Source organism: Streptomyces sp. NBC_00510, from assembly GCA_036013505.1.
In the GTDB taxonomy this organism is placed as follows: Bacteria; Actinomycetota; Actinomycetes; order Streptomycetales; family Streptomycetaceae; genus Actinacidiphila.
This window is the reverse complement of record CP107851.1, coordinates 2,507,067-2,534,016: the sequence shown is the minus strand read 5'-3', so window position 1 is coordinate 2,534,016 and position 26,950 is coordinate 2,507,067. Positions and strand designations below refer to the sequence as shown.

The window sequence follows — 26,950 nt, the reverse complement described above, 5'->3', positions numbered from 1 at the left end:
CGGACACGGAGTCGGGCCGTGGCCCGTGCCTGGTCTCGGCCCTGGCTAGCCGGTGGGCGGTGGTACCGCGCATGGACGGAGGTCCGGGCAAGACGGTGCGCGGGAAGTCGATGCCTGAGCGGTCGATCGAGCTGTCTCGGAAACCACAAGCGGGTCCGCCCTGGGGCTCGGGGGCCGTAGGATCCTCCATGTGATTACGGGCGAACTGAAGAGCAAGGTGGGACGCGTCTGGGACGCGTTCTGGTCCGGCGGTATCTCCAACCCGCTGGAGGTAATGGAGCAGATCACCTACCTGCTCTTCATCAAGCGGCTGGACGAGATCCAGACGCGTAAGGACCGCAAGGCGACAGCAACGGGCAAGCCTGACCCGGACCCCTTCTTCTCGGATGACCAGCAGGATCTGCGCTGGCAGAACTTCAAGGTCAGGGACCCCGAGATCATGTACGGGATTGTCGCCGATGGCGTCTTCCCTTATCTGCGCCGCGTGGGCGGAGACGATTCGACGTACTCCCACCACATGAAGGACGCCCGGTTCACGATTCCGGGGCCCAATCTGCTGGCGAAGGTTGTCGACCTGCTCGACGGCATCTCCATGGACGCCAGTGACACCAAGGGCGACATCTACGAGTACCTGCTCGCGAAGATCGCCACGGCCGGCCAGAACGGCCAGTTCCGCACCCCGCGCCACATTATCGACCTGATGGTTGAGATGACCCAGCCGGGGCCGCGCGACGAGATCTGTGACCCGGCGTGCGGCACGGCGGGCTTCCTGGTGCAGGCGGCATCGTACGTGCAGCGGGTGCACCGCGACACACTGCTCGGGGTGGAGCAGCGCAAGCACTTCAACGAGTCGATGTTTCACGGCTTCGACTTCGACAACACGATGCTGCGCATCGGCTCGATGAACATGCTGCTGCACGGCGTGGAGAACCCGGACATCCGGTACCGCGACTCACTTGCGGAGAGCGCGGCCGGCGAGGCTGAGCGCTACTCCCTGATCCTCGCGAACCCGCCTTTCGCGGGGAGCCTGGACTATGAGTCCATGGCGGTGGACCTCCAGCGCATCGTCAAGACGAAGAAGACTGAACTACTATTCCTGGCCCTGTTCTTGCGGCTGCTGAAGCCCGGTGGTCGGGCCGCCGTCATCGTCCCGGACGGGGTGCTGTTCGGTTCGACGAAGGCACACAAGGAGTTGCGCCGGATCCTGGTAGAGGACCAGCAGCTCCAGGCAGTGGTCAAGCTCCCGAGCGGGGCGTTCAGGCCGTATGCCGGTGTCTCGACGGCGATTCTGTTCTTCACGAAGACGGAGTCAGGCGGCACGGACCATGTCTGGTTCTACGACCTGCAGTCGGACGGTCTCAGCCTCGACGACAAGCGTGCTCCGTTGCTGGCCGACGATCGGCTCACTGTGCGGCCGATGGGCGGGCCGCTGACGGAGACCGAGCACACGAAGAACAACTTGCCGGACGTGCTGACGCGCTGGTTTGAGAGGGACGGCGCCGAACGCGCGCGGCAGCGCACGGACCAGAGCTTCTGCGTACCCAAGGCGGAGATCGTTGCCCAGGAGTACGACTTGAGTATCAATCGGTATAAGGCGGTAGTGCACGAGGAGATTGAGACACGGACTCCGGGCGAAATTTTCGCCGACTTGGAGCGAATCGAGGCAGAGATCGCCATGGGCGTATCCGAACTGAAGGGGTTGCTTGCGTGAGCAGTACGGATACCGCTTTGGGTGACATCATCAAGCCTGCAGTCCTTCGGCGAGCCGGATCCGAAGAACTCCCCATCCTTTCCATGACCATGCGAGATGGGCTTGTCGATCAAGCAGACAAGTTCAAGAAGCGTGTAGCCTCTGCTGACACCTCCGCGTATCGCGTGGTTGACCGCGACCAACTTGTCGTGGGATTCCCGATCGATGAAGGAGTCCTTTCCTTTCAGGCCCTCTATGATTCCGCAATCGTGAGTCCTGCGTACGAGATCTGGGATCTCATTGATCCAGACTCTGTATCGCGAGATTTTCTGGAACGATTCCTACGTTCACCTCGGGCTCTCAAGTATTATGCAGCGAAGCTTCAGGGAAGTACCGCGCGCCGGCGATCACTGCCGAGAGATGTTTTTCTCGCGCTGCCGGTCCCGCTGCCCCCGCTCGCAGAGCAGAAGCGCATCGCCGCTGTCCTCGACCAGGTGGACGCGCTCCGCGCCAAGCGCCGCGAGGCCATCGCCCTCCTCGACGACCTCGGCCAGTCCATCTTTCTTGACATGTTCGGTGACCCCGTCGTCAATTCGAAAGACTGGCCGGTGCGGAAACTCGGGAACATGGGAACCCTTGATCGCGGCGTCTCCAAGCATCGCCCCCGGAATGATCCGGCCTTGTTGGGTGGAGAATTCCCTCTGATTCAGACGGGAGACGTTGCTGGTTCTGGTGGATATATCACCAGGTTTACTTCCACCTATTCCGACATCGGCCTGAATCAGAGCAGGCTCTGGCCTGCAGGAACCTTGTGTATCACCATTGCGGCAAACATCGCCAAGACGGGGATTCTGACGTTTGATGCTTGCTTCCCTGATAGTGTCGTCGGATTTACCGCGAGTCCGGCGAAAATTGAATATATTCGAGCCTGGTTGTCGTTCCTTCAGGAGGCGTTGGAGGCTTCTGCTCCTGAGTCTGCGCAGAAAAATATCAATCTTGCTGTCCTTCGTAATCTGGAAATTCCCTACCCTGGCGAGGATCTGATCCGAGTCTTTTCGGAACGTGTAAAGGCTATTGAGGCGTTCAAGGGTACCCACCGCACCCACCTAGCAACCCTCGATGAACTCTTCAACTCCCTCCAACACCGTGCCTTCTCTGGCAACCTCTGCGATCATGATGCGACTGGCGAAGCCGCGTAAGCCGCTCCCGCCGTACCCGGTGCGCAGCACCGACTACACCACACGCCGCCCGTGCGGCCGGGCAGGGGAGCCCGGCCCAGGGGTGGTTCTGCCGTAGGAGACGGGCGAGATGCGTCGGCCACGTACGGGCGGGGACGCCCAGGGCCCGTACGACAAGGCCGTGCACCAGAGGAGGGGACGCCAGTATGGGTAACGAGCAGAACAGCGACGACCAAGGGCAGGACAAGCAGGCTCGCGACCGCGCAGCCGCCGACAGTGTCAGCCGCGCTGCGACCGGCAACTTCGCCTTCCTCCTTGCCGAATGGCCCGCCCTCTATGACGAAGCGACCCGCGCCGAGCGGCTGATCCACCACGATCCCCGAACGGCCTGCTTCTACGCCCGCCGCGCCATCGAGATCGCCGCCCGCTGGATGTACGACAAGGACAGCAGCCTCAGCGAGCCGTACAAGAAGGACCTCGCGGCGATGCTCCACGAGCCGAGCTTCCGGCAGCTCGTCGGGCCGATGGTCAACGCCAAGATGGATCTCATCCGCCGGCACGGGAACAACGCCGTGCACAAGGCCGCTCCGGTCCCGAGGGCCGTCGCCGAGGCCAGCGTCAAGGAGTTGTTCCACTCCCTCTACTGGTTCGCCCGGACCTATACGCGCCAGCCCGCCGCACTGCCGCCCGCCGGGCTGGAGTTTGACACCAGCGCCATACCGCGCCCCCTCTCTCCCCAGGCTCGCGCGCTAAAGCAGGCCGAGCTCAAGGCCAAGGAAGCCGAGGACGCGGCACGTTTCAAGGCGCAGGCCGAGCAACTCGCGGCCGAGCGCGCCCAGAACGCAAAGCTTGCCCGGCAGCTCGAAGAGCTGAAGGCGCAGATCGCCGCCGCGAAGGCCGCCAACCAGTCCGTGCAGGACACCCACGACTACGATGAGCAGGCGACCCGCGACGCCTTCATAGACTTGCTCCTCAAGGAAGCGGGCTGGGACCTCCTCGCCCCCGGCAAGGACACCGAGTACCCGATAGCAACCGGGATGCCCACCAAGAGCGGCAAGGGCTACGTCGACTACGTGCTCTGGGGCGACGACGGCAAGCCTCTCGCCGTCGTCGAGGCCAAGCGCACCCGGCGTGACGCCCGTGACGGGCAGCAGCAGGCGAAGCTGTACGCGGACGCGCTCGAAAAGCAGTTCAACCGCCGCCCGGTGATCTTCTACACCAACGGATACGAGACCTACCTCTGGGACGACGGCCTCGGCTACCCGCCCCGCCAGGTTCAGGGTTTCTTCACCAAGGACGAGCTGCACTGGCACATTCGGCAGCGTGCCGGCCGTCTCTCCCTCACGGCCACACCGGTGAACGAGAAGATCGCTGGCCGCCCGTACCAGCTCCGAGCGATCAAGCGTGTGGGCGAGACCTTCGAGCGTGACCGGGGGCGGCAGGCGCTGCTCGTCATGGCGACCGGAACCGGCAAGACCCGTACCACCGTCGCCCTCGTGGACCAGCTGATGAAGGCGGGATGGGCGCAGCGGGTGCTGTTTCTCGCCGACCGGCAGGCTCTGGTCGCCCAGGCGATGAAGGCGTTCAAGGAGAACCTGCCGAACACACCCGCGGCCAGCCTCCTCGACGACAAGGCGGCCTCGGCCCGTGTCTACCTCTCCACGTACCAGACGATGATGAAGCAGATCGATGTCACCGACAGCGCGGGCCGCCGCCGCTTCGGGCCGGGGCACTTCGACCTGATCGTCATCGACGAAGCACACCGCTCCGTGTACGCGAAGTATGGCGAGCTGTTTCGCTACTTCGACTCGCTGCTGCTCGGCCTGACGGCCACGCCCAAGGACGAGATCGATCACAACACGTACAAGCTGTTCGCCATGGAGGACGGGGTCCCGACCGATTCCTACGACCTTCAGGAAGCCGCCGCCGAGGGCTATCTCGTCCTTCCCAAGGCGGTGAAGGTGCCGCTGAAGTTCATGGAACACGGCATTCGCTACGCCGACCTCTCCGAGGAGGAGAAGGCCGAGTGGGACGCCAAGGAGTGGACCGAGGACGGTGACATCCCGGACGCGGTGGGCCGCCACGATATGAACAAGTACCTCTTCAACGAGGACACCGTGGACAAGATGCTGCAGACGCTGATGACGCGCGGTCACCGCGTTGAGGGTGGGGACCGGCTCGGCAAGACGATCATCTTCGCGAAGAACAACGACCACGCCCGGTACATCGAAGAGCGCTACAACTTCAACTATCCACAGGGCGCCGGCCACGCCGCGAGGGTGATCACGTACAAGGAGACGTACGCCCAGTCCCTCATCGACGACTTCTCCAACCCGAAGAACCCTCCGAATGCCCCCGACATCGCCATCTCCGTCGACATGCTCGACACGGGTATTGACGTGCCCGAGGTAGTGAATCTGGTCTTCGCCAAGCCGGTCTTTTCCAAGACCAAGTTCTGGCAGATGATCGGCCGCGGAACCCGCCTGCGCCCCGGTCTCTACGGCCCCGACCCAGACAACCCCGAGCACAACAAACAGAACTTCTACGTCTTCGACTTCTGCGGCAACATCGACTTCTTCAACAGCCAACTCGACCGGTCGGAGGGGCGCAGGGCCGTCACCCTCACCGAACAGCTCCTGCAGCGCCAACTCGACCTGGTCCGGGTCCTGGACAAGCGGCAGCAGCCCGATCCGGCACGCGACTCCGGTCCCGATGCGATCGGTACCGAAGCCGAGATCCGCTGGTCGCTGGCGCACCGGCTGCACCGGACCGTCACCGGCATGAACCTGGACAACTTCCTGGTGCGCCCGCACCGCCGGGAGATCGAGGTCTTCGGCGAGTTCGGCAGCTGGCACCGAGTGGACGACGCCGCAGACACCGCGATCCGTGACCACCTGCTCAGTCTCCCAAGTGAGTTCCGTCCCGACGACGAGGAGACGGGCGAGGAGGCCAAACGGTTCGACCTGATGGCGTACGGTCTCCAGCTCGCTGCGCTGGAAGGCGGCAAGGAGTTCGCCAAGCTACGCACGAAGATCCAGGACATCGCCTCCAACCTGCTCACCAAGACCAACATCCCGGCGGTCGGCGAGCAGGCCGAGATTCTGGAAGCGGTGGCGGGCGAGGAGTGGTGGAACGACGTGACGCTCCCGATGCTGGAGGACATGCGGCGCCGTATGCGCCGGCTCGCCCGGCTCACCGACCCCAAGGTCAAGCGAAACGTCGTCTACACCAACTTCGTCGACGAGTTCGGCGACATCGACGAGGCGGAAATTCAGGGGATGCCTCAGGGAACGGACGAGCAGCGCTTCAAGCAGAAGGCGCGGGCCTATCTCCTTCGCCACGAGGACCAGCCGGTCGTGCGCAAACTGCGACTCAACGAGCAGATCACTGAACTCGATCTTGCAAGTCTGGAAGAGATCTTCCTCGCAGAGGCTGTCGCCTCGCCCGAAGACCTGGACGACGTGCGCTCCTCCGGAGGCCTCGGTCTGTTCGTGCGCGGACTGTGTGGGCTGGACCGGCAGGCCGCGCAGAAGGCGTTCGAGGCCTTCTGCGCGGGCAAGCAGCTCGGCTCCCGCCAGCTCGACTTCCTGACGCTGATCATCGACACGGTTGTCAGGCGCGGAATCCTCAGCCTGGGGGACCTCTACGAGGACTCGTTCGCCGACCTTGCCCCCGGCGGTCCGGACGACCTCTTCACAGGTGACGAACTCGAACACCTCAAGGTCATCTTCAAGGAACTGGAGCAGACAGCCAAGCCCATTACCCTGGCGGCGTAGGCTCGACGCTGCGGCGATCAAGCGGTCGGCGGAGCGGGTTTGGCTGGTGGCCTGCCTGGGCTGGGGCCGTGCATGATCAGGGGGCCGTACGCTGGTTGGCAACTCGGGCAGGCTTGCCCCTGCCCGCAATGTGTCCGAGTGGCCCCCTGGTCTTGCTCGGCGCGGGTCCCGGACCGGGGAGGTGGCTAAAGCCGTGGAGCCGACCACCTAAGCCACTGCGGGGTTCCCCTCAACAACTCATCGCCGTCTGGCGGGCGGCCGGTGGCCGGGCCGGAGCGGGACGGAGGCAGGAGCGTCGGGCCGAGCCGCCGGGCCGCGCGCCGCCGCGCTCTGCGCGGCGGGAGCGCCTTGATGAGGTAGAGAAATCTGTAACAGCTTGGCTGAGCGGTCTTGTTGTCCTGTCTCGGTTGATGGTTGACAGTGTGGCTTCACCTGATGCTTGACATCGCTTGCCTCGGCTTGGCTGTACGCGTCTGATTCGCGCGTGCGGGGAGGGCCGGGGCCGTGCTGGTGGAGTTGAGCGTGGTCGAGCAGCGGTATCACGCGGTCATGGAGGTGGCCGCCGGCGCCCCGGTGGTCGAGGTTGCGGCGCGTTACGGGGTCTCCCGGCAGTCGGTGCACGCCTGGGTGCGCAAGTACGAACAGGCTGGCCTTGCGGGGTTGGCGGATCGTTCGCACCGCCCGGCGTCGTGTCCGCACCGGATCCCGTCCGCGGTGGAAGCGCTGGTGTGTGACCTGCGGCGGGCGCATCCGGGCTGGGGCCCGCGCCGTCTGGTGCATGAACTGGAACGCAAACGGATCACACCGGTGCCGTCCCGAGCCACGGTCTATCGGGTGCTGGTGCGAAACGGCCTGGTCGAACCCGGGATCAGGAGGCGCCGGAGGTCGGATTACCGCAGGTGGGAACGATCGGTGGCGATGGAGCTGTGGCAGCTGGACATCGTCGGCGGCATCCTGCTGGCCGGCGGGGCGGAGTGCAAGGTGGTCACCGGCATCGATGACCACTCGCGGTTCGTGGTGATCGCGAAAGTTGTGCCGCGGGCTACCGGGCGGGCGGTCTGCCTGGCTTTCGGGGAGGCCCTGCAGCGGTTCGGGGTCCCCGAAGAGGTGCTGACCGACAACGGCAAGCAGTTCACGGCCCGGTTCGGCTCGGGCAAGCCCGGTGAGGTGATGTTCGACCGGATCTGCCGGGAGAACGGGATCAAGCACCGGCTGACCAAACCGAAGTCACCGACGACCACGGGGAAGATCGAACGGTTCCATCAGACCCTGCGGCGGGAACTCCTCGACGACTGTGACCGGTTCACCGATGTTGCCGCCGCCCAGGCGGCGATCGACGCTTGGCTGGTCGACTACAACACTGCCCGTCCGCATCAGTCCCTGGACATGCAGCCACCGGTCAGCCGGTTCACCAGTACGGAAGTCACGGCGCTGCCGGTGAAGCTGCCGCCCAGCCTGGAAGTGACGCCCGGCGAACCGGAGGTGGTGGTGCCGACACAGCGCTCCGAGCCGCCTCCGGAGTCGCGGTCGTGGCCCCTTGCCGAGGGCGAGGTCGGTGCCGTCGAGGTCGACCGGGTCGTGCCCCGGTCGGGAAACCTGGGTCTGTGCGGCCAGCAGATCTGGTTCGGCCCGGCCCTGGCCGGCACCGCGGTGACCCTACGGATCGACGTGAACCGGCTGCACGTCCTGATCGACGGCACCCGGCACAAGACCCTGCCCTCGAAACTGTCCGGCCGGGACCTGCGAACGCTGCTGGCCTGCGGTGATGCCCGGCCCGCCGGTCCATGGACGCAGGATCCGGGCCCGGTCACCGGCGCGGCGGTGGAGGTCGACCGCACCGTGAACCCGGTCGGATACGTCGGCCTGGGCGGCGACAAGGTCAACATCGGCTGGGCGTTCGCCGGACAACGCGTCATCCTCCGGCTCGACGGCACCGTGATGCAGGTCCTGAACGAGCACCGGGTCCTGCTGGCCGCACTGCCCAGTCCCTTGTCGGCCACGGCCTGCGGCCGACTGCGCGGAGCCCGGCCCGCAGGCCCACCACCGACCGTCCCACTGCCGGCACCTCAGACTGCCGAACGGATCGTCTCCAGCAACGGCGGCTTCGTCATCGCAGGCCAACGCGTCCAAGTCGGCCGGACCTGGGCCCGCCAGGTCGTCACCGCCCACCTCGACGACACCGTCATCCAGGTCTTCCACGGCAACGACCTGATCACCACTGTCCCCCGCACCACCACCAAGGGAGTGGTCGTCCGCAAATCCGGGGAGTACAACAAACGAAAAATCGTCTAGCCCAAACGTCAAGCATCACCCGACGCCAAAACGTCAAGCATCAACCGAGACCCGACAGGCTGAGCGGTCTTGTGTCCTGTCTCGGTTGATGCTTGACACCGCTTGCCTCGGCTTGGCTGTATGCGTCTGATTCGCGCGTGCGGGGAGGGCCGGGGCCGTGCTGGTGGAGTTGAGCGTGGTCGAGCAGCGGTATCACGCGGTCATGGAGGTGGCCGCGGGTGCCGCGGTGGTCGAGGCCGCGGTGCGTCACCAGGTCTCCCGGCAGTCGGTGCATGCGTGGGTGTGCAGGTACGAGCAGGCCGGCCTGCCGGGGATGGGCTCACCCTCCTCAACCTTGCGTCGATAGTTGCGCAGAACCCACAGGACTTCATACGGGCGAAGACGTGCTCGATGCGGGCGTGGACCTGGTGTTGGGAGACGTTCTGCTCTCGTTACTTCGCTCTGTCTGGACTTTCGGCGATGTGGGATGACCAGGCCCATGCCCAGGTGGCCTCCGTTAGCGATAGTGCCCGCTCCCGGTCGACAGCGGTCTTCGCGCCGGATTCCTCCCAAACTTGACGGTTGTTGTCCTTGAAGCAGTATGCCGCCGAGGTGGAGCCCTCTCACAGCACAGGGCAGGCGCGGTACCTGACTGGAATTCCTGCGCGGCTCGGTGAACGCGTCCGATCCCTGGCGCTTCGGGTGGAGGTTCTGCGAAACATCTCAGCGGAACGGCCTGCGCGGAGGGTAAACTGACCACTCGTCACATCACTTGAGGAGGTCACATGCAGGGCATCATCAAGCGACCTTGGGCCCAAGGTGGGTTCACCTTCATAGCGGTCGACGGGGAAGAAGATGTATTTCTGCACTTCTCTCAGCTGACTTCGCCGCTTGAGCAGAAGGAAGTCGCTCCGGGCTCACGCGTTTCGTTCGAGCTATTCCTCACTCCGGAGGGCAAGCGCCAGGCCCGCGGGGTGCGCTTGTTGGATATCCCGACAGTGGCGTCACAACGGGATTTTACGGGCAAGCGAATTGAAGGAACGATTAGCACGTGGAAATGGGACAAAGGGTACGGTTTTGCCGCGTGTGACGAGTTCCCTAACGGACTATATCTCCATCATACGGATTTTCGGTCTTCTCGGGAGCTTCCCGGACGTGGCACGAGGGTCCGGTTCGAAATCGGAATGTCGACGCGTGGCGAGTGTGGCAAGGACATTGAAATAATTGGCTTTGAGCCGACAGGCGATGCGTGGAGCGACTTCGCTGCCCTGCCTCATACGTGGACTAGGGACCTAGCAGCCCTTGCCGAGCCTGAAGACTGGAACTACCGCTATACGCAGTCCTCAACACCCCTGGCGGTGCTGGCCAATTATGTCCGGTACACGTTTCTGCGACTGCAGGAAACGGGGAAGTTGGTGGAGGTCGAGCACAAGGGCCGGCGAACGGTCGGATTCAACACTGGACTAGTCACTCAAAATCAGAAGCAGATTTTCGCTGTGTTTAGCGAGCAGCCGCATCAGCCTGGGCGCTTCCAGTTGGATGAGTTCCTGTCTGAGGGGCGAAAGATGCTGCAGATCTTCGGGGCCGACGAACCACCGTTGGCTCGGTATTTCGACGACCCTACCGAACTTCTCTTCGATGATCGGCTCGATCTGAAGATCGCAATCGACCATGTGGAGGAGCGGCTAGCGCGAGCTCCGAAAGAGCTGATCGACAATCCTTATGCCTTCATCAATGCCATTAACTCGCAAGCAGAGCCACTGAAACGGCGGGTCGCTCGGAATTACAAGACAGCCATCCCCGTCTTCTACCGACACAAGGGTGGGGCTGGACGCCTGCAGTTGCTGTTGCCGCTTTGTCTGGTGCGGGCGAACCGCGTCGATCTTGCGCTTACCGTCGATAAGATCAATGGTGTCTATTACGGGGCTACGGTACTCACGGTTGACATGGCTTACTCCAATGCGCGACTGCTGACGAGACCGGACACTGAGTGGCTGCGACCCGACCGAGACGCGGGAGAGCCTGTGGCGCTTGCGCCTGAGAATGTCGAAAATGTAGACGAGGCACTCGACTAACCCATACCACGGCGTATGCTGCTTCGAGTTCTACACTAGCCTGCTGACCTCCCTGTTTCGCCTGACCGGCGTCCACTGGTCCACCGCGACCAGGTCAGCTCAACTATCCGAAGCGAAACAGGGAGACTAACTGACGCGACTCAGTACGTTTAGATGCTCGAGGTACTCCTTGCCCGTTGCCGCGTTGCTGAAGTCTCGGTTCACGATGGTGGCTAGTGCTCTGACCGGGAAGGTTCGCCGGGTTGGCGGATCATTCCTGCTCGGAGGCAGCGGCGAGGTGACGGCGGCAGAAGTCGGCAGCCGTGAGGTGAGGCACGTGCAGTGCATCGCTGTAGAGCCGCATTTCACGAGCCGCTCGGTCCAGGTGCTGCCAGAAACTGAGTGGAAGGTCGAGGTCGTGACCGAGATCGACCAGGCAGTCGAAGGCGAGTGCCAGTTCGTTGTGCTCCAGGAACTCCAGCGTCGCTGAGAGATCGATGTCCGGCAGGCGTGTGAGGTGGGCTCGGGCGGCGTCGAGGTGGTCACGGGTCTGATTCCAGCTGGCCTGCAGAGCCTTGCGATCATCGGTCATGGCGCCAGTGTTGCTGGTGCCCTGATCGAGGTCACGCGACTTTCGCTGGTCGTCCGCCCCAGCGCAGGCCCTTCTCGCTGCGGATGCGAGCACGCTCCTTCCGCTGGGCGGCGAGGACGTCGGGGTGACGGGCATTTTTGTTGCGCCAGCGCAGGTAGGCGTGCAGGGCCCGGGTCTGGACGGTGTGGTTGCGGTGGTGGGAGTTGGCGACGGTGAACTGTCGTAGCGGCCCGAAGTGGGCCTCGATCGGGTTGGCCCAGGACGCGTAGGTCGGGGTGAAGCACAGCTCGACCCGGTTCTTCTTCGCCCAGCGCCGGATCTTGTCGCCTTTGTGGGCGGAGAGGTTGTCCAAGATGACGTAGATCGGGGCGCCGTCCGGGCGGGCAGCGCGGATCGACCTGAGTGCGGCCAGTGTGTTGCCAGCTCCCTTCCTGCGGCGGCTGACGCCCCAGAGGGTGTCGTCGCCGACGGAGTAGCAGCCGTGGAAGTATCGGACGCCGTGGGTGCGGTGGTAGGTGGCAGGGTGCCGTTCAGGATGACCGGCAGGGGCCCAGGACAGGCCGGCGGTGGGTCGGATGCCGAGCGGGCCGAACTCATCGAACGCGAAGACCCGGTCGGGGAAGCGGTCCAGGACGTGTTCGATGCGGTCGAGCTTGGTGTCGCGCTCGGGGTCCGGGGACTCCTTCCACGTCTTGGTGCGCTGGAAGGTGACGCCGCGGCGAGCGAGTAGGCAACGTAACGCCTCGCGGCCGATGCAGATGACGCGGCCTTGAACTTTCCGCAGGTAGGCGGCGAGTTTGCGGATGGACCAGCGGGTGAAGGGCTGGCCGAGCTTGGTCGGGCGAGTGATGGCCGTCTGGACGACGAAGTCCTCGTCGTCAGGACTGAGCAGGCGGGGACGGCCTCCCGCCCAGCGAGGGTCCAGGCAGGCCAGGCCGCTCTCGTTGAACCGGTGGATCACCTCCCGGACGGTGTCCTCGTCGGCCTGCACCAGCTGCGCAATCACTGGCACCCGGTTCCCGCCCGCCGAAGCCAGCAGCATCATCGCGCGTCGGTAGCGCACCGAACTGGTGCTGCCCCGGCGCACGATCTGCTGCAGCTTCTGCCCCTCCTGATCGGTCAGTCTGCGCACCCGCACAGGCTCAGCCACCGCACCTCCAGCAGTTGGATCGGACGTCACCGCACATCCAACCGCCGCCATCACCAACCCGGCGAACCTTCCCGGTCAGAGCACTAGCTCGCGGCTGACCATGAGCAATGACGGGAGGGACTGACGTTCGCTTCTGAGAGCCCATTCGCCGTACTGGACGGCTTGCTCGAGGTCGCCTTGCCGTGCGGCGACGACGCCGAGGGTGACCCGGGCTTCGGCCATGCGCATGGGTGCACGCTCCGCGCCGTCGAAGTCGGTTCCGGCACGAATCACTTCATGGGCGAGCGTCTCGGCGAAGCGATCCTCGCCCAAGAGGCGGTAGCAGTCCATGGCGTAGAAGTCGAACTTCGCTGGATCGACAACGAAGTGGTGATCCAAGTTTTCGGGGTACGCCATACCTTCGAGCAGCTTGCGCCCTCGGTCGAGCGCTACCTCGGTCTGCCGGCGGTCACCGAGTCGGGCCCACGCCTTGGCCTCGTGCGCCGCGAGCTGGACGGCGACGCCCTTCGTAGGCGCTGCCTCGGTGCCTGCCTGCGATGCGGCGAGGATGCCGCGGTAGTCGCCCGTGGTGAGGGCAAACCAGGCGCGCATCTCGTGGGCCCAGCCAGCGATCTCGGCGTTCTCGGCTTCTTGCGCCAGAGATAGTGCCGCTCGGCGTGTACTCTCCGCGGCAGCCCGGTCGCCCATGTCGTACTCGACGCACCCGACGAGCAGAGCCAGCCAACCGGACAGCGCCAGAACCTCGCGGTGTTGGGCGAGTGTGAGGCGCTGGGACTGAAGCCCGGCGATGCGACGAAGCCACTGGCGGCCCTCGATAGCGAGTTGGTCACTGGGAAGGTGCGGATATTCCGAGCACAGCCGGTCAGCGGTGATACGGAGCGCATCGAGCGTCGCGTTGTCGACGTCTGAGGCTTGCAGCCGGCTGAGAATGTCCAGCGTTTCCATGCCGCTGGCTGCTGCGATCTCGCCGGCCTGTCGCGGGGAAGATCGCGTGGGTAACGGTGCCGAAGGTGTCGGCGATGATCGGCTGGTAGAAGTCGCTCGGCATGACTTCGCCGGACTCCCAGCGCTTCCACTGGCGGATCATGCTGGCACCCTCGGGCAGAGGCTTCGGCGCGTGGGCCCGTAGGGCTGCAACAGCTTCTGTTTGCGACCACTGCCGTGCTTCCCGTTCTGCGGCGATGCGTCGCGCCCATGGGGTGTGTCAATTTAACGGCTGATCTTGGTTGTTGAGGGTTCAGTTGTTGGTCGGGGTGAGCCGGCCCTCGAAGGCGATCTGGAAGGCGTTCAATGGTGCTTTCCAGCGCATGGTCCAGCGCTTGCGACCCTTGCCGGTCGGGTCAAGGCTCATCAGTGCCATGTAGACACACTTCAAGGCTGCGGCTTCGTTGGGGAAGTGCCCGCGGGCTCGGACAGCTTTGCGTATCCGCGCGTTGACGGACTCGATGGCGTTCGTCGAGCAGATGACCGTGCGGATCTCGACGTCGAAGGAGAGGAAGGGCACGAACTCGGCCCAGGCGTTCTCCCACAGTTGGACGATCGCCGGGTACTTTCTGCCCCAGGCGTCCTGAAACTCTCCGAAGCGTTCCGTTGCCGCGCTCTCGCTCGGCGCCGTGTAGACGGGCTTCAGCGCCTTGGCGATCTTGTCCCAGTCCTGGCGGGCCGCGTATCGGAAGCTGTTGCGCAGGAGGTGCACGATGCACGTTTGAACAATTGTTCGGGGCCAGACCGCCTCGACCGCGTCAGGAAGGCCGTTCAGCCCGTCGCAGACCAGCATCAGCGCGTCCTCCAGGCCGCGGTTCTTCAGCTCGGTGAACACCTGCAGCCAGTACTTCGCACCCTCGCCGCCGTCGCCGGCCCAGATTCCGAGGATGTCGCGGTGGCCCTCGGTCGTGACGGCCATGACGACGTAGATGGGCCGGTTCGCGACCTTGCCGTCTCTGACCTTGACGTTGATGGCGTCCACGAACAAGACCGGATAGACGCGGTCGAGCGGCCGGTTGGACCATTCGGCCATGCCCTCCATCACCTGGTCGGTGATCGTGGAGATCGTCTGCTTGGAGACCTCGGCGCCGTAGACCTCGGCCAGGTGCGCGGAGATTTCCCCGTGGGTGAGGCCTTTCGCCGACAGCGACAACACCATCTCGTCCACCCCGGTCAGCCGCCGCTGCCGCTTGCGCACGATCTGCGGCTCGAAGCTGCCCTCCACGTCACGGGGCACCCTGACCTCGACCGGCCCGACATCGGTCAGCACGGTCTTGGACCGGGTCCCGTTGCGGCTGTTGCCGGTGTTCCGGCCGGCCGCGTCGTGCTTCTCGTAACCGAGGTGGTCCGTGATCTCGCCTTCCAGGGCAGACTCCAGCACCCTCTTGGTCAACTGCTGCAGCAGTCCGCCCTCGCCCGTCAGCTGCAGGCCCTCGCTCCGAGCCCGGTCGACCAGCATCGCGATCAACTGCTCGTCCGACGTGGCCGGATCAGCCACGGACTCGTGCTCGATCGTCATCTCACTCACTTGGCGTCTCCATGATCAACAGATCCGCCGTTTATTAGACACTCCCCCGCGAGGCCCTGCGCGACCAATTCGCCCTGGAAGGAGCCGCAGCGTGAAAGACGAATTGATGACCGTTCCGCAGATCCTTGCCGAGTTGGGGGGCGTCTCGCGTCGTACCTTCTACCGCTGGCGTGAACTGGGGCAGGGTCCGGACGCCTTCAAGCTGCCCAATGGAGAGCTTCGGGTGTGGCGAAGCGACTTCATGGCGTGGCTGCGCCGGCTGGAGGGGACGGCCGCGTGAAGTCTCTCGACGTGAAGTTGTGGGCTGTCCGTAAGCGGAACACCAAGACACCCTCCTACAACGTGCGCTGGTCTGTGGGTGGCCAGGTCTTCTCCGACACGTTCCGGACCAAAGGACTCGCCGACAATTTCCGCTCGAAGATCCTGCGGGCGGCCCACGACGGAGAAGAGTTCGACTCCGGCAGCGGTCTCCCTGAGTCCATGGCTGAGAAGAAAGCCACGCTGACCTGGTACGACTTCGCGCTCAAGTACCTGGCCATGAAGTGGCCGCACGCCGCGCCGAACACGCGTGTCGGGATCAATGAATCACTGGCATCGGTCACCTTGGCTCTCCTGGATGACCGTCTCGGCCGGCCGCCGGAAGAACTGGTCCGCAAGGCTCTGCGGAACTGGGCTTTCGTCCTGCCGGGGCCGAGTGATCGGGAACTGCCTCCGGAGATCGCCAGCGCGCTGCACTGGGTATCCAAGGCGTCACGCCCGCTGGCCGATCTGGGAGACCCGGTTATCGGACGTGCCGTGCTCGATTCCCTCAAGCTCAAATTGGACGGTACCGCCGCGGCCGCCGAGACCGTGCGCCGGAAGCGACGGACGCTCGTCAACGCCATGCATTACGCGGTCGACCTGGGCGAGTTTCCCGAAAATCCGCTCGCTGGCGTGCGGTGGCAAAAACCCAAGGTCTCCAGCGAGGTAGATCCTCGGGTCGTCGCCAACCCTCATCAAGCCCGGGCCCTGCTGTGCGCCGTTTCCTACGTCGGCGGCTACCGCCGCGCTCGTGGCCGGCGCCTGGTCGGACTGTTCGCAGCCATGTACTTCGGCGGCTTGCGCCCGGCCGAAGCCGTCGGCCTGGCCGACACTGATCTGACTCTGCCCGCCGCCGGATGGGGTTCCGTCCTGCTGCACCGCACCCGTCCCAGCGTGGGGAAGCAGTGGACCGACTCGGGGGAGAGCCATGACGACCGCGGGCTGAAGAACCGGCCGGCCGAGGACGTGCGGAGGGTGCCGATTCCTCCGCAGCTGGTGGCCATCTTCCGGGAACACCTCGACGCCTTCGGCACGGCCAGCGACGGGCGCCTGTTCTTCAGCGAGGGCGGGGGAGTGGTCTCCTCGTCCTCCTACTACCGGGCCTGGCAGGAGGCTCGGCTACTGGCGCTGCTGCCGGCTGTGGCCGCCTCACCGCTCGCCCGGCGTCCCTACGACCTACGGCACTCGGCGCTTTCGACCTGGCTGAACGCTGGCGTAGACGCCACTGAGGTTGCCGAACGGGCGGGCAACAGCGTTGAGGTACTACTCAGCCGTTACGCCAAGTGCATCGACGGCCGGCAAGAGGTTGCGAACCGCCGCATCGACGACCTGTTGCGCGAGTACGAGTGACGCGCCTCGAATCGAGCTGGACCCATTGCTACCTGTCCAGGGGCTCGCCGTTTCTGGGTTCGCTTCAACCGCGGAGGACAACAGGCGCTGGCGGTTCGAAGTAGATGAGCTGCTGTCGTTGCCCCCTATTAGCCTCTTCACCATGGGACTTGGGGATTTGACGCGTGCAGGAGTGCTGGCCGCCGTTGGGGAGTGCCAACACCTCGGGCGAGAGGCCTTCCGTAACCAGCACCACTTCGGTCAGGCGAGGACGTATGAGCTGGTCTATGAGGGGGGCCGCTATGACTCGAAGGCCATAGCGGGCGTAGCACACCTGTACTCCGTAGGCAGCTTGCTGTCAGCTGGTGACTTCAGCGGCGGTGCGCGCACAGTGGCACACCGTCTGCGGGCACTGGGCTTTACCGTGGACGACGGCACCGTTTCCGTGGACGGGGCACAGGTGGACAGTGACCAGACTGCCCAACTGGTCCCGGAGGGGCGCCGACAGGCTCATACCCCTGCTTTGGCAACGCCGCCAGCCTCACCTGCGGAACTTACCTCGACGGATTTGCTGGGTCGGATCGGCTCCCTCAACACACACCGTAATCCGGAGAATGGAGCTCCCAGTCGTCATCAGCCGTTGGCTCTGCTGTGGGCGATCTCCCGGATCACGGCGGGCAAGCCGCGCCTGGCTCCGTGGTCTTGCTTTCGTACGGAGGCTGGGGCACTTCTAGCAGAATTCGGTCGCCCCGGTTCCAAGGTCACCCCGGAGTATCCGTTCTGGCACCTGCGAGGCAGCGGCCTGTGGGAGGTGCACGGCGTACCGAGCGATGCCGGCTCCATGCCCCAGGTTGGGGTCTTCAACGCAGTCCAACCGGTCGCGGGCCTCACCTATCAAGCTGCCGAATTGCTGAGTGACCCTCTGACTCGTCTGGAAGCCGTGATCAAGCTTTGCGGCGCCTACCTGGATGATGTCGATCAACGTGAGGTGCTCAGCCGAGCGGGCCTTGCCGGCTATACGACGGCTGACGGCTTGCTCGATCAGACCGAGGACAGCCGTGCCCAAGGGGCTGTCGACCAAGAGACCGCGACGGGGCCCACTGGACGGCGGGAGTCCACCTCGTCCCGGTTGATTCGCAATGTGGCGGTCGCAGCACAGGTCAAGCACCTGCACAACCACGCGTGCCAGGTGTGTGACACCCGCCTGCAGTACAAGCGCAGGCCCTACAGCGAGGCTGCCCACATCCGCGGCCTGGGCTCTCCCCATGACGGCCCGGACGAGTTGTCCAACCTGCTTTGCCTATGCCCCAATCACCATGTCCTCTTCGACGGCCTGGAGATTTACATCGATGCGGACGGCGTCGTGCGGCGGACCCATGGGGGCGAGCAATTGCGGCATCTTCGCCGGCACGCCGATCACCGAATCGACGAGACTCACCTGCGCTACCACCGCACGTTGTGCGAACTCAACAACCTGGCTGGGGGATGAAAGGCCCTTCGGCGCTTGATGCTGACCGCATCGGTGACCGCGGGCGTTGATCTGGTGGAGCTGACCCGATGCGCGGGGTGCTTCGACTGGTTTCTCGGAGCGCTGTGGCGCGAGCGCGAGTGACGATCCGCGGACTTCTGCGATCCTGGCCCTTGGACCTGTCCGAGGGCCTTCGCCGTTTTTCGGGGCTGACCTGGGCTGATGCTTCAAGATCCTGTCCACGTACTGTCCACAGACCCCGTCCTAGACCCGCTTCCGGCGGCGTACGGCTGCGCATACGCGAAGACCCCGCGTCCAGCGTTTTGGCTGGTGGCGGGGTCTTTTGGCACCTCTCACAAGGTGCCCCCGGCAGGATTCGAACCTGCGCACACGGCTCCGGAGGCCGTGACCGCCGTCGACGCGCTGCTCGCCCGCGGCTGGCGCTTCGCCGCCCCGCTTCCGGAGCGCGCTGGGCTCGCCTCACCGCGGTGACGCGGTGTCCGCCGGGACGCCCGGTGGTCCTTCCGGCATACCGACCGCCGGGAGGGCCGTGAAGCGGTGTTCTCGGAGGTCGCCCCGTGCCCTTCTCAGTGCCCCTGACCTTGGGCTGTGCATAGCCAGACGGCGTTGTCAGTGATCGCGGATATGTTCATTGACGTCCCGCCGATGTGGCGCGGAATACCCCCATGCTGCACAGGAGATGGCGCGTTGTCAGATTGGGAGAGGTCGAGCACGGCCCGGGTGACGGCACCCGCCCGGCCGCGCAAGCTCGCCAAGGTACCGTTCGTCGAACTGGCCGACGGACGACTGCAGGGCGTGGTGTCCAGCGGCTCGGACATCGAGCGGGTCTACGTCTCGTCGGTCGCCGCCGGCACCTACGCCTACACCTGCAGCACCAACAACAACCGGCCCTGCGGCGGCGCACGCGGCGGCTTCTGCAACCACATACGGGCCCTGATCGTCGAGGCCGTGCTGCAGTACGGCGCCGAGCGCGTCTCCCGCTACGTCAAGGCGGAGACCGCGAGCGGCGAGCCGGACGCGCAGACCCTCACGGCCGCCATGACGAGCGCCCGCCCGTCGCCGGGGGACAAGCAGGCCGCGGCGCCGGTCTTCAGCCGGTTCCTGCGCCACCTCGCCTACCTGGAGCTCGCCGCCACCACGGCCCCGCTGCCGGAGATGCAGTGGTTCCCGCCGACCAGGGCGGTGGCCTGATGCGCTACGACCTGCTCGCGGAAGCCGTCCCCGGGCTCGACGAGGCCCTGGCGGCTGTCGACGCCTTCGATACGACGCTCGTCACCGGACTGCTGCGTCCGCAGCCCGCCCAGGCCGCCGGCCTGACGGAACTCGTCCACGCCGTCGCGGGAACCCCGCTGGCCGCGAGGGTCGCCGAGGCGGCCGAGAAGGCGGCGGCCGGAGCCGCGAGCGAGGACCACCTCGTCGTCCTCGCCGCCGCCCGCACCGCGCTGCTCGGCTCCGTCCACGACGCGCTGACGGCCCGGATCCAGGAGGCGACCGGCCGGACCCGCTCCGAAGAGGACGCCCCGCAGCCCGAGGGCGGCCAGGCGCCGAACCTGCTGGCCGCCGCCAGGTCCTGGCTGTCCGACCTGGCCCGCTCCGGCTGGCAGGGCCTCGACCACGACCTGGTGTCGGGTGCGGCGCAGATCGTCTCCGCGATGCTGCCCGACCCGTCACTGCGCCGCCTGGCCACGCTCCTCGACGGCTTCGCCGCCGAACTCGCCGCCTCCTGCCCCGGCGCCACCATGGAGCGGTTCCCCGTACGCCGCTGGGCCGACCTGTGGTCGCGCGGCATGCTGCTGACGCTGCTCGGCGCCGCCGGTGCCCCCGCCCCCGACACGGCGACCGGCCGCCTGCTGCCCCTCGGCGTCGACCTCCAGGAGCACGCGACCGCCGTACAGGCCCAGGTCCACGCCGTGCTCGAACCCGCGGACGGCACCACACCCCGCCTGGTGCGCGCGAGCGTGTCCGCGCCCAAGCCCGACTCCGTCGTCGGCGCCGGACTCTGGCAACTGCTCCGCCCGCACATGTCGCTGCTGGCCGCCGTCAGCGAGGGCCGCTCCATGGACCTCACCGGCATGCCGGTCACCGCCGAGGGCGATCTGCTCTGGAACGACACGCACGCCCAAGCGGGCGAGCCCGCCGACGCCTTCGCCGCCGCCCGCGTCGTACTGCCCACCGCCGCCGACCCGGCCGTCGCGCCCCTGGACCGCCACCCGGCGCGCATCGCCGTACCTGTGTTCCTGGAGGGTTACGCCGCCGGGATCGAGGACGGCGTGGTGACGTTCACCGTTGCCGGGCAGTCCCTCGCCGTCGACACCGACCGCGTTCCGGCCGCCGGGCCGCTCACCCCCGAGGCGGTCGCGGCGTCGGGTGCCTGCATCGGGCTGCTCCGCTGGGACGAGGGGACGTACCGGGTGCAGCCGCTGGCCGTCGAGACGACGGTGCGGAAGAAGGCCGTCGCCGTCCACGCCGGGGCATGGGCGGGCGGGACGACCGACAAGAACGGCGTCAAGGCCGAGAAGGCCGCCATCGACGCGGTGGCCGTGCTGCGGGAACGCGCCGGAAGGCTGCTGAGGAAATGACCGAACAGATCACCGGGCACACCGAAGGTACGGACGGGCCTCCCGTCGCCGACCCGTACGACAACCGCCGCCAGGTCCTGTACTGGCGCCTGCTGGCCCGGCTCTTCGACCCCGAGGAACAGGCCACCCTGGAATCGGCGAGCCTCGCCGTCGTCGAGGACATCGGCCTGCCGCCCGCGCTGCTGGACCCGCAGACCTCCGTCGACTCCATCGTGCAGCGCCACCCGGAGCTGGCCGCTGAGCTCGACGGCCTGATGACCCCCGAACCCGACCCTGAGGACGGCGCACGCGACCGGGCCGCCGAAGTCCGTCGCGCCGCACTGGTGTCGAAGGTGCTGCTCAACGTCTTCGCCTCCGGCTCCGGAACGGTCACCGCCGGGCAGCTGGCGCGCTGGCAGTCCGACGCGGGCTGGCTGGAGCGCGCGCTCGGCTGCCGCCCCGGCGAGCTGCGGGGCGGCCGCGCCGGGGGACGGGCGGCAGGACGCGGCGTCAGCCCGACCGGCACCGGCGGCGGGGGCACCACCCCCGACCTCAGCCGGCTGATCCCGGCGATCGGCCCCGAACTCGGCTCCATCGAGGCCGACCTGGTCAAGCGGATGCATCTGCGCGAAGTCCTGGCCGACCCCAAGCTCGCCGCGCAGCTGACCCCGAGCATGTCGCTGATCGAGCAGCTGCTGCGGGACAAGAACAACCTCTCGGGCGTCGCCCTGGCCAACGCCAAGTCCCTGATCCGCCGCTTCGTCGACGAGGTCGCCGAAGTACTGCGCACGCAGGTTGAGAAGGCCTCGGTCGGCACCCTCGACCGCTCCATCCCGCCCAAGCGGGTGTTCCGCAACCTCGACCTCGACCGCACGATCTGGAAGAACCTCACCAACTGGAGCCCCGAGGAGCAGCGGCTCTACGTCGACCGCCTCTACTACCGGCACACCGCCCGCAAGACGACGCCCCAGCGGCTGATCGTCGTCGTGGACCAATCGGGTTCGATGGTCGACTCCATGGTGAACTGCACCATCCTGGCCTCGATCTTCGCCGGGCTGCCGAAGGTGGACGTCCACCTCATCGCGTACGACACGCAGGCGCTCGACCTCACGCCCTGGGTCCACGACCCCTTCGAGACCCTGCTGCGCACCCAGCTCGGCGGCGGCACCGACGGCACGGTCGCCATGGCGCTCGCACAGCCGAAGGTCGCCGAGCCCCGCAACACCGTCGTCGTGTGGATCTCCGACTTCTACGAATGGCGGACCGAGCCGCTGTTCGAGAGCATGGCCGCCCTCCACCGCTCGGGGGTCAAGTTCATCCCCGTCGGGTCGGTGACCAGCTCCGGCCGCGGCAGCGTCAACCCGTGGTTCCGGGAGCGCTTCAAGGACCTCGGCACCCCGGTGCTCTCCGGCCACATACGCAAGCTCGTCCACGAGCTCAAGACCTTCCTCGCCTGAGCACCCCCCGGGCAGTCAAAGACACCGCAAGGCAACCCAGGTAACCCGAACAACCCCACCACGCCCGAAAGGCCCCTCATGTCCGACCTGTTGCGCGCCCCCGCCGAGACCAAGTACGCCGAGGAACTGGACTGGCTGGAGTCGGTCGACGACAACCCCAAGCCCTTCTCCTGGCGCCTGTCGCCCAAGATGGTCCGCCTGTTCATCCTGGGCTCCGAGCCCTCCGACGGCCTGGACCGCGAGATCGCACAGAAGTGGTTCGGCGACCGTAGCTTCGTCGAGCGCTCCGTCGTCACCCTCGCCTCCGACCGCGGCCTGCTGCTCATCGGCGACCCCGGCACCGGCAAGAGCTGGCTCGCCGAACTGCTCTCCGCCGCGATCTCCCGCAACTCCACCCTCGTCGTCCAGGGCACCGCCGGCACCACCGAGGACCACATCAAGTACTCCTGGAACGTGTCCATGGTCATCGCCAAGGGCCAGTCACGGGAGTCGATGATCCCCTCGCCGATCATGACCGCCATGGAGACCGGCGCCATCGGCCGCTTCGAGGAGCTCACCCGCTCCACCAGCGACGTCCAGGACGCCCTGATCTCCATCCTCTCCGAGAAGTACATCTCCGTCCCTGAACTGGACGGCGACAGCGACAACATCGTCTTCGCCAAGCCCGGCTTCTCCATCATCGCCACCGCCAACAGCCGCGACCGCGGGGTCAACGACCTGTCCTCCGCGCTCAAGCGCCGCTTCAACTTCGTCCGCATCCCCGTCGTGACGAACAAGAAGAGCGAGGCGGAGATCGTCCGCTTCCGCACCGAGGAGCTGCTGCGCCGCCACCAGATAGAGCTCGACGTGCCGCCGACCCTGCTCGACGTGCTGCTGCAGAGCTTCGCCGACCTGCGCGCCTCGGCGGCCGCGGCCGGCAGCGACGACGAGAAGCTGGAGTCGGCGCTGTCCACCGCCGAGCAGATCGGCGTGCTGGAGGACTCCATCCTGCACAGCAACTTCTTCGGCGAACGCGCCCTGACCGCCCGCGCCCTCGCGTCCTCGCTCGTCGGGTCGCTGGCCCGGCGCGAGCCCGAGGACCTGGCGATCCTCAACAAGTACCTGCACGGTGTCGTCGAGCCGCGCAGCAAGGACGAGGGCGGCGCTTGGCCGGAGTTCCTGGAGGGCGGCCGCGACGCGATCGCCACGCTCTCATGAGCGCCACCCAGAGCCCCGACGAGGGCACTTTCGAGGCGCTGCGCAGCCAGCTCCGCGAAGCGGCCACGACGTTCGCCGACGGGCCCGACGCCCTGGAGGGCATCCTCCTGGGCATGGTCGACGACGTCGACCGCGCGGTGCGCGAGCCGCTGGAGGTCTTCCCCGTCTGCCACCACTCGCCCGCCTCGGCGGTCGCCATGGCGCGCCGCCTGCGCGAGAAGCAGCCCAAGGTCGTGTACCTGGAGCTGTGCGAGGACATGACGCCGCTCCTCACCGAGCTGCGGAACTGCCGGCTGCCGGTGGCGGTCCAGGCGTATGCGAGCGAGGCCGACGGCTTCCCCGCCGACTGGGCCCCGCTGTCGGTGGTCGCCCCGATCACCGAGGCCTCGGCGGAGTACCAGGCCATCGCCTACGCGCTGGACACCCCGGGCGTGGAACTCGTCCTGGTCGACCGCTCCTCCGACCACGTCTTCCAGTGGGACGCCCGCGCCGAGCAGCCCGACACGCCGGACGACCCGGACGCGCCGCCCGCCGAGGAGGAGGCCGCGCTCCACGGCGACGCGGTCGGCGTCGAGATCGGCGATCTACGGCCGCGCTTCGCCGAGCTGGAGGAGCACCTCCTGCGCCACGGCCGGGTGCGGCACTGGTCGGAGTGGTGGCACCAGTACGTGGAGCTGCCGCTCGGCGACGCCGACCACGACACGTACCGCCAGGTCATGTTCCTCATCGGCAGCCTCTTCCGGCGCCTCGCCCCCGGCGACCCGCACCGGGTGCGTGTGGACGAGGACCGGGAGCGCCACATGTGGACCCGGATGCGCGAGCACCTGGCCGCGACCAACGCCGACCCGGCGGACTGCCTCTACGTCTGCGGCGCCTTCCACGCCGCCAGCCAGGTCGCCGAGTTCGGCGTGGACGGCGCCGACACCTTTGAGATCACGCCGCGCAGCGCCACCAAGTGGCTGCACGGCCTGATCCCGTCCAGCCACGCGGCGATCGAGGCGCAGTTCGGCCTCGCCGCGGGCTCGGTGTCGATCGCCGCGACGCAGTGGACGAAGAACCTCAAGCGGACCCGAGTCAAGCCGTACCGCCTGACGGGACAGGCAGGCGCGAAGAAGACGACGCCCGCCAAGACCCCGGCACCCGCCCCTCAGGCTGTACCCGCCGACCAGCTGACCGGGTTCCTCCAGCGCCCGCCGGTCCTGGACCAGCTGGACGAGGCCGAGCTGCTCGGCTGGTCCGTGGACATCGTGCGCGCCGCCCGGCGCAACGGCTACCTCGCCTCCACCGCCGACGCCATCGCCGTGTTCGAGACGTCGATCCTGCTGGCCGGGATGCGCGACCGGGCCAAGCCCACGCCTTACGACTTCCAGGACGCGGCCGTCACCTGCATCGAGAAGGACGCGGTGCCCGGCCGGCGCGACGTACGCCGGCTCGTCGAGATCATGATGGGCGGCGACCGCATCGGCCAGGTCGGCTACGACGCGCTGCCGCCCCTAGCCCGCGACGTGCACGACCGGCTCGCACCCCTGAACCTCAAGCTCCAGCAACGCGGAGTGCAACGCGCCCTGCTCGACATCGCCGGCCGGCCGGAACTCGGCCCGTGCTCCGACGTCCTGTGGATGCTCCGCCGCCTGATGCCCGAGGGCACCGCCCGACCCATCATGGGCGAGCGGAAGCTCGGCGAGCGCCCGATCCAGGAGTCCTGGGACCTGGCCCTCGGCACGCACCAGCGCGCCCTCATCGAGCTCGGCTACGAGGGCGTCAGCATCGAGCAGGTCCTGGAACAGCGCCTGCGCCGCCGCGCGTACGACCCGAAGGCCACCGCGGCAACCGTCCTGGAAGCCGTCGAGGACGCGACCCTGTACCTGAACAGCCGCCGCCTCGCCGACGAACTCGGCACCCGCGCCCTGGAGGTATTGTCCGCCGAACGCACCGTCGACGGAGCGCCCGAAGTACTCCACCGGGTACGACGGCTCCTCTCCTACTACCGCACCAGCGAACCGACGCTGCCGTCGTGGATCGAGTCCTTCACCAAGGCCGGCTACGCGCACTACTGCACGCTGCTACCGACGGCGTTCACTGACGACGACGCCACGGTCCGCCAGGTGGCGGCGATGCTGGGCTTCCTGTTCAGCATGGAGACCCTGGCCCTGTCACTGGGCTGCGACCGCACCCAGCTGGAACTGGCCGTCGCGCAGTCCCACCCACAGGACCCGTCGAAGACGGCCCTGCTGTGGGCGGCCCAGGTCCACCTCGGAACTTTGACCCGCACGGAACTGCGCGCCAAGTGCGACGAACTGCTCGCCAACCCCCTGGTGGTCCCCGCCTACCCGCGCTACCTCAGCGGCCTCCTGCACGCCCTGGAGCCGGTCCCGGGCCTCGCCGACGTCGTCGTGGAGGCCGTCTCGAACGCCTTCGCGCGCCTGCCGGACCAGGTCCTCCTCCCGTGGCTCCCCACCTTGATCATGAGCCTCCGCTCTGGCGGCACGGAGCTGGCCCCCCGCCTCATCCGCGAGGCGGCCCGCATCTTCCCGGGCCGACTGGCGGCACTGGACGCGTGGGTCCCGCCATGGAAGGCCGCGCCGCAGCCCGTGCCCATGATGTCGGCGCCCCGCATGCAATCCGCCCGCGGTGCCGCACTGCTCGCCGCCCACCCGGCAACGACCGACGCGGTGGGCCGCCTCCTGGGCTGCGAGGGCACGTGGGCAACGGCGGAGCCGGGCTCGCAGGGCGCGGAGCTGCTCAGCCGGTACCCGGACACGGTGGCGGCACTGGAGGCGCTGCTGGCCGGGGCGTGACCGCGGTGTGGTGTGGCCTGGTGAGCGGGCAGGCCCCGTCGCCGGGCGCCACCGCACTCCAGCGGAGACCACCACGTCCGCCCTGGGGTCACGGCGCTCGGCGGCGACGAGCACTACCGGGGCTGGCGGGAAACGTCGGTTGGGTGCGTCAGTGTTCCCAGTGCGGCCATGCCGGCCGCCTATGCTGCTCGGGCCGTGGTGGACACCCCCATGGCGCCGCGGCGCGCGCGAGGAGGAAGTGCTCCTCAGCACCGCGACCGCGGTCGCACGGCAGGTCGAGGACCGCACAGACGTCATCCCACGCCTTAGGTCACCCGGAAACACCGAGTTCGCAGAAGAGTTGACATCAGTGGTGCCTCGTGGGCGCGGCAGGGACTCAGCGTCACCACCGACCACGGAGCAGAGCTCAAATTATGACAAATCCCCGCACCCCGACAGGGTGGCAGTGGCAGACGGCGCATGTCGGCGTTGAGACATGTCGCAGTTACGACATCTGAGGTCAGTGACACGTGTCGTTCTGGTGGCCTATTTCTGAGGGATGTACCCCAACGGTGTCACAAGGTGTATCAACACGCTGTGACCGCCCTCGACGCAGCGAC

18 protein-coding genes and 1 tRNA gene are annotated in these 26,950 nt (G+C 66.7%); 14 read left to right on the top strand and 5 right to left on the bottom strand.

The annotated features are described in order from the left end of the window. Positions 1-190: 190 nt before the first annotated feature. The 6 genes from OG937_11160 (at position 191) to OG937_11135 (ending at position 10,990) form a co-directional block, all read left to right on the top strand. The gene (locus OG937_11160) at positions 191-1,711 is read left to right on the top strand and encodes a type I restriction-modification system subunit M (GenBank protein ID WUD72198.1); all 1,521 of its coding nucleotides are present in this window, start codon (positions 191-193) and stop codon (positions 1,709-1,711) included. Beyond that, on the top strand, positions 1,708-2,889 hold the full coding sequence (locus OG937_11155; protein ID WUD72197.1) for a restriction endonuclease subunit S: 1,182 nt from the start codon (positions 1,708-1,710) through the stop codon (positions 2,887-2,889). The genes OG937_11160 and OG937_11155 overlap by 4 nt, the downstream gene beginning before the upstream one ends. Before the next feature lie 185 nt (positions 2,890-3,074). Then, a complete protein-coding gene (locus OG937_11150) occupies positions 3,075-6,644 on the top strand; it encodes a DEAD/DEAH box helicase family protein (GenBank protein ID WUD72196.1) in 3,570 nt (1,189 codons plus the stop codon). A gap of 516 nt (positions 6,645-7,160) precedes the next feature. After that, positions 7,161-8,936, top strand: a complete 1,776-nt coding sequence (locus OG937_11145) for an IS481 family transposase (protein WUD78709.1) — start codon at positions 7,161-7,163, stop codon at positions 8,934-8,936. Between the two features lie 175 nt (positions 8,937-9,111). Next, the gene (locus OG937_11140; GenBank protein ID WUD78708.1) at positions 9,112-9,282 is read left to right on the top strand and encodes a helix-turn-helix domain-containing protein; all 171 of its coding nucleotides are present in this window, start codon (positions 9,112-9,114) and stop codon (positions 9,280-9,282) included. 418 nt (positions 9,283-9,700) lie between these two features. Further along, a complete protein-coding gene (locus OG937_11135) occupies positions 9,701-10,990 on the top strand; it encodes a DUF3825 domain-containing protein (GenBank protein WUD72195.1) in 1,290 nt (429 codons plus the stop codon). A 250-nt stretch (positions 10,991-11,240) separates the two neighbouring features. Here OG937_11135 and OG937_11130 read toward each other — a convergent pair whose 3' ends face one another. The 4 genes from OG937_11130 to OG937_11115 all read right to left on the bottom strand — a co-directional run bounded on the left by OG937_11130 (position 11,241) and on the right by OG937_11115 (position 15,154). After that, positions 11,241-11,561 (bottom strand): MafI family immunity protein, encoded by a 321-nt coding sequence (locus tag OG937_11130; protein ID WUD72194.1) that lies wholly within the window; start codon positions 11,559-11,561, stop codon positions 11,241-11,243. Between the two features lie 31 nt (positions 11,562-11,592). Then, the gene (locus tag OG937_11125) at positions 11,593-12,762 is read right to left on the bottom strand and encodes an IS630 family transposase (GenBank protein ID WUD72193.1); all 1,170 of its coding nucleotides are present in this window, start codon (positions 12,760-12,762) and stop codon (positions 11,593-11,595) included. Between the two features lie 24 nt (positions 12,763-12,786). Next, positions 12,787-13,656, bottom strand: a complete 870-nt coding sequence (locus tag OG937_11120) for an XRE family transcriptional regulator (protein ID WUD72192.1) — start codon at positions 13,654-13,656, stop codon at positions 12,787-12,789. Between the two features lie 292 nt (positions 13,657-13,948). Continuing rightward, complete coding sequence (locus OG937_11115; GenBank protein ID WUD78707.1) at positions 13,949-15,154, bottom strand: IS256 family transposase; 1,206 nt, start codon at positions 15,152-15,154, stop codon at positions 13,949-13,951. Positions 15,155-15,329: 175 nt separating this feature from the next. Between OG937_11115 and OG937_11110 the strand changes: the two genes are divergently transcribed. The 3 genes from OG937_11110 to OG937_11100 all read left to right on the top strand — a co-directional run bounded on the left by OG937_11110 (position 15,330) and on the right by OG937_11100 (position 18,341). Further along, positions 15,330-15,503 (top strand): helix-turn-helix domain-containing protein, encoded by a 174-nt coding sequence (locus OG937_11110; protein WUD78706.1) that lies wholly within the window; start codon positions 15,330-15,332, stop codon positions 15,501-15,503. Further along, positions 15,500-16,873 carry a site-specific integrase gene (locus OG937_11105; GenBank protein WUD72191.1) on the top strand — a complete coding sequence of 458 codons (1,374 nt, stop codon included), beginning with the start codon at positions 15,500-15,502 and terminating at the stop codon, positions 16,871-16,873. Before OG937_11110 ends, OG937_11105 begins: the two co-directional genes overlap by 4 nt. Before the next feature lie 619 nt (positions 16,874-17,492). Next, positions 17,493-18,341 carry an HNH endonuclease gene (locus tag OG937_11100; GenBank protein WUD72190.1) on the top strand — a complete coding sequence of 283 codons (849 nt, stop codon included), beginning with the start codon at positions 17,493-17,495 and terminating at the stop codon, positions 18,339-18,341. Between the two features lie 340 nt (positions 18,342-18,681). Here OG937_11100 and OG937_11095 read toward each other — a convergent pair. Next, a tRNA-Arg gene (locus tag OG937_11095) sits at positions 18,682-18,762 on the bottom strand. Between the two features lie 224 nt (positions 18,763-18,986). On the opposite strand from OG937_11095, the gene OG937_11090 reads away from it, so the two are divergent. The 5 genes from OG937_11090 to OG937_11070 all read left to right on the top strand — a co-directional run bounded on the left by OG937_11090 (position 18,987) and on the right by OG937_11070 (position 26,351). Next, entirely contained in the window at positions 18,987-19,532 is a 546-nt protein-coding gene (locus OG937_11090) for a hypothetical protein (GenBank protein ID WUD78705.1), read from the top strand. After that, entirely contained in the window at positions 19,502-20,920 is a 1,419-nt protein-coding gene (locus OG937_11085) for a hypothetical protein (protein WUD72189.1), read from the top strand. The genes OG937_11090 and OG937_11085 overlap by 31 nt, the downstream gene beginning before the upstream one ends. Continuing rightward, positions 20,917-22,356, top strand: coding sequence for a VWA domain-containing protein (locus tag OG937_11080; GenBank protein ID WUD72188.1), 1,440 nt, complete (start codon positions 20,917-20,919; stop codon positions 22,354-22,356). The genes OG937_11085 and OG937_11080 overlap by 4 nt, the downstream gene beginning before the upstream one ends. Positions 22,357-22,434: 78 nt before the next feature. Then, positions 22,435-23,553 carry an AAA family ATPase gene (locus tag OG937_11075; GenBank protein WUD72187.1) on the top strand — a complete coding sequence of 373 codons (1,119 nt, stop codon included), beginning with the start codon at positions 22,435-22,437 and terminating at the stop codon, positions 23,551-23,553. Beyond that, positions 23,550-26,351 (top strand): DUF5682 family protein, encoded by a 2,802-nt coding sequence (locus OG937_11070; GenBank protein WUD72186.1) that lies wholly within the window; start codon positions 23,550-23,552, stop codon positions 26,349-26,351. The genes OG937_11075 and OG937_11070 overlap by 4 nt, the downstream gene beginning before the upstream one ends. Positions 26,352-26,950 lie beyond the last annotated feature (599 nt).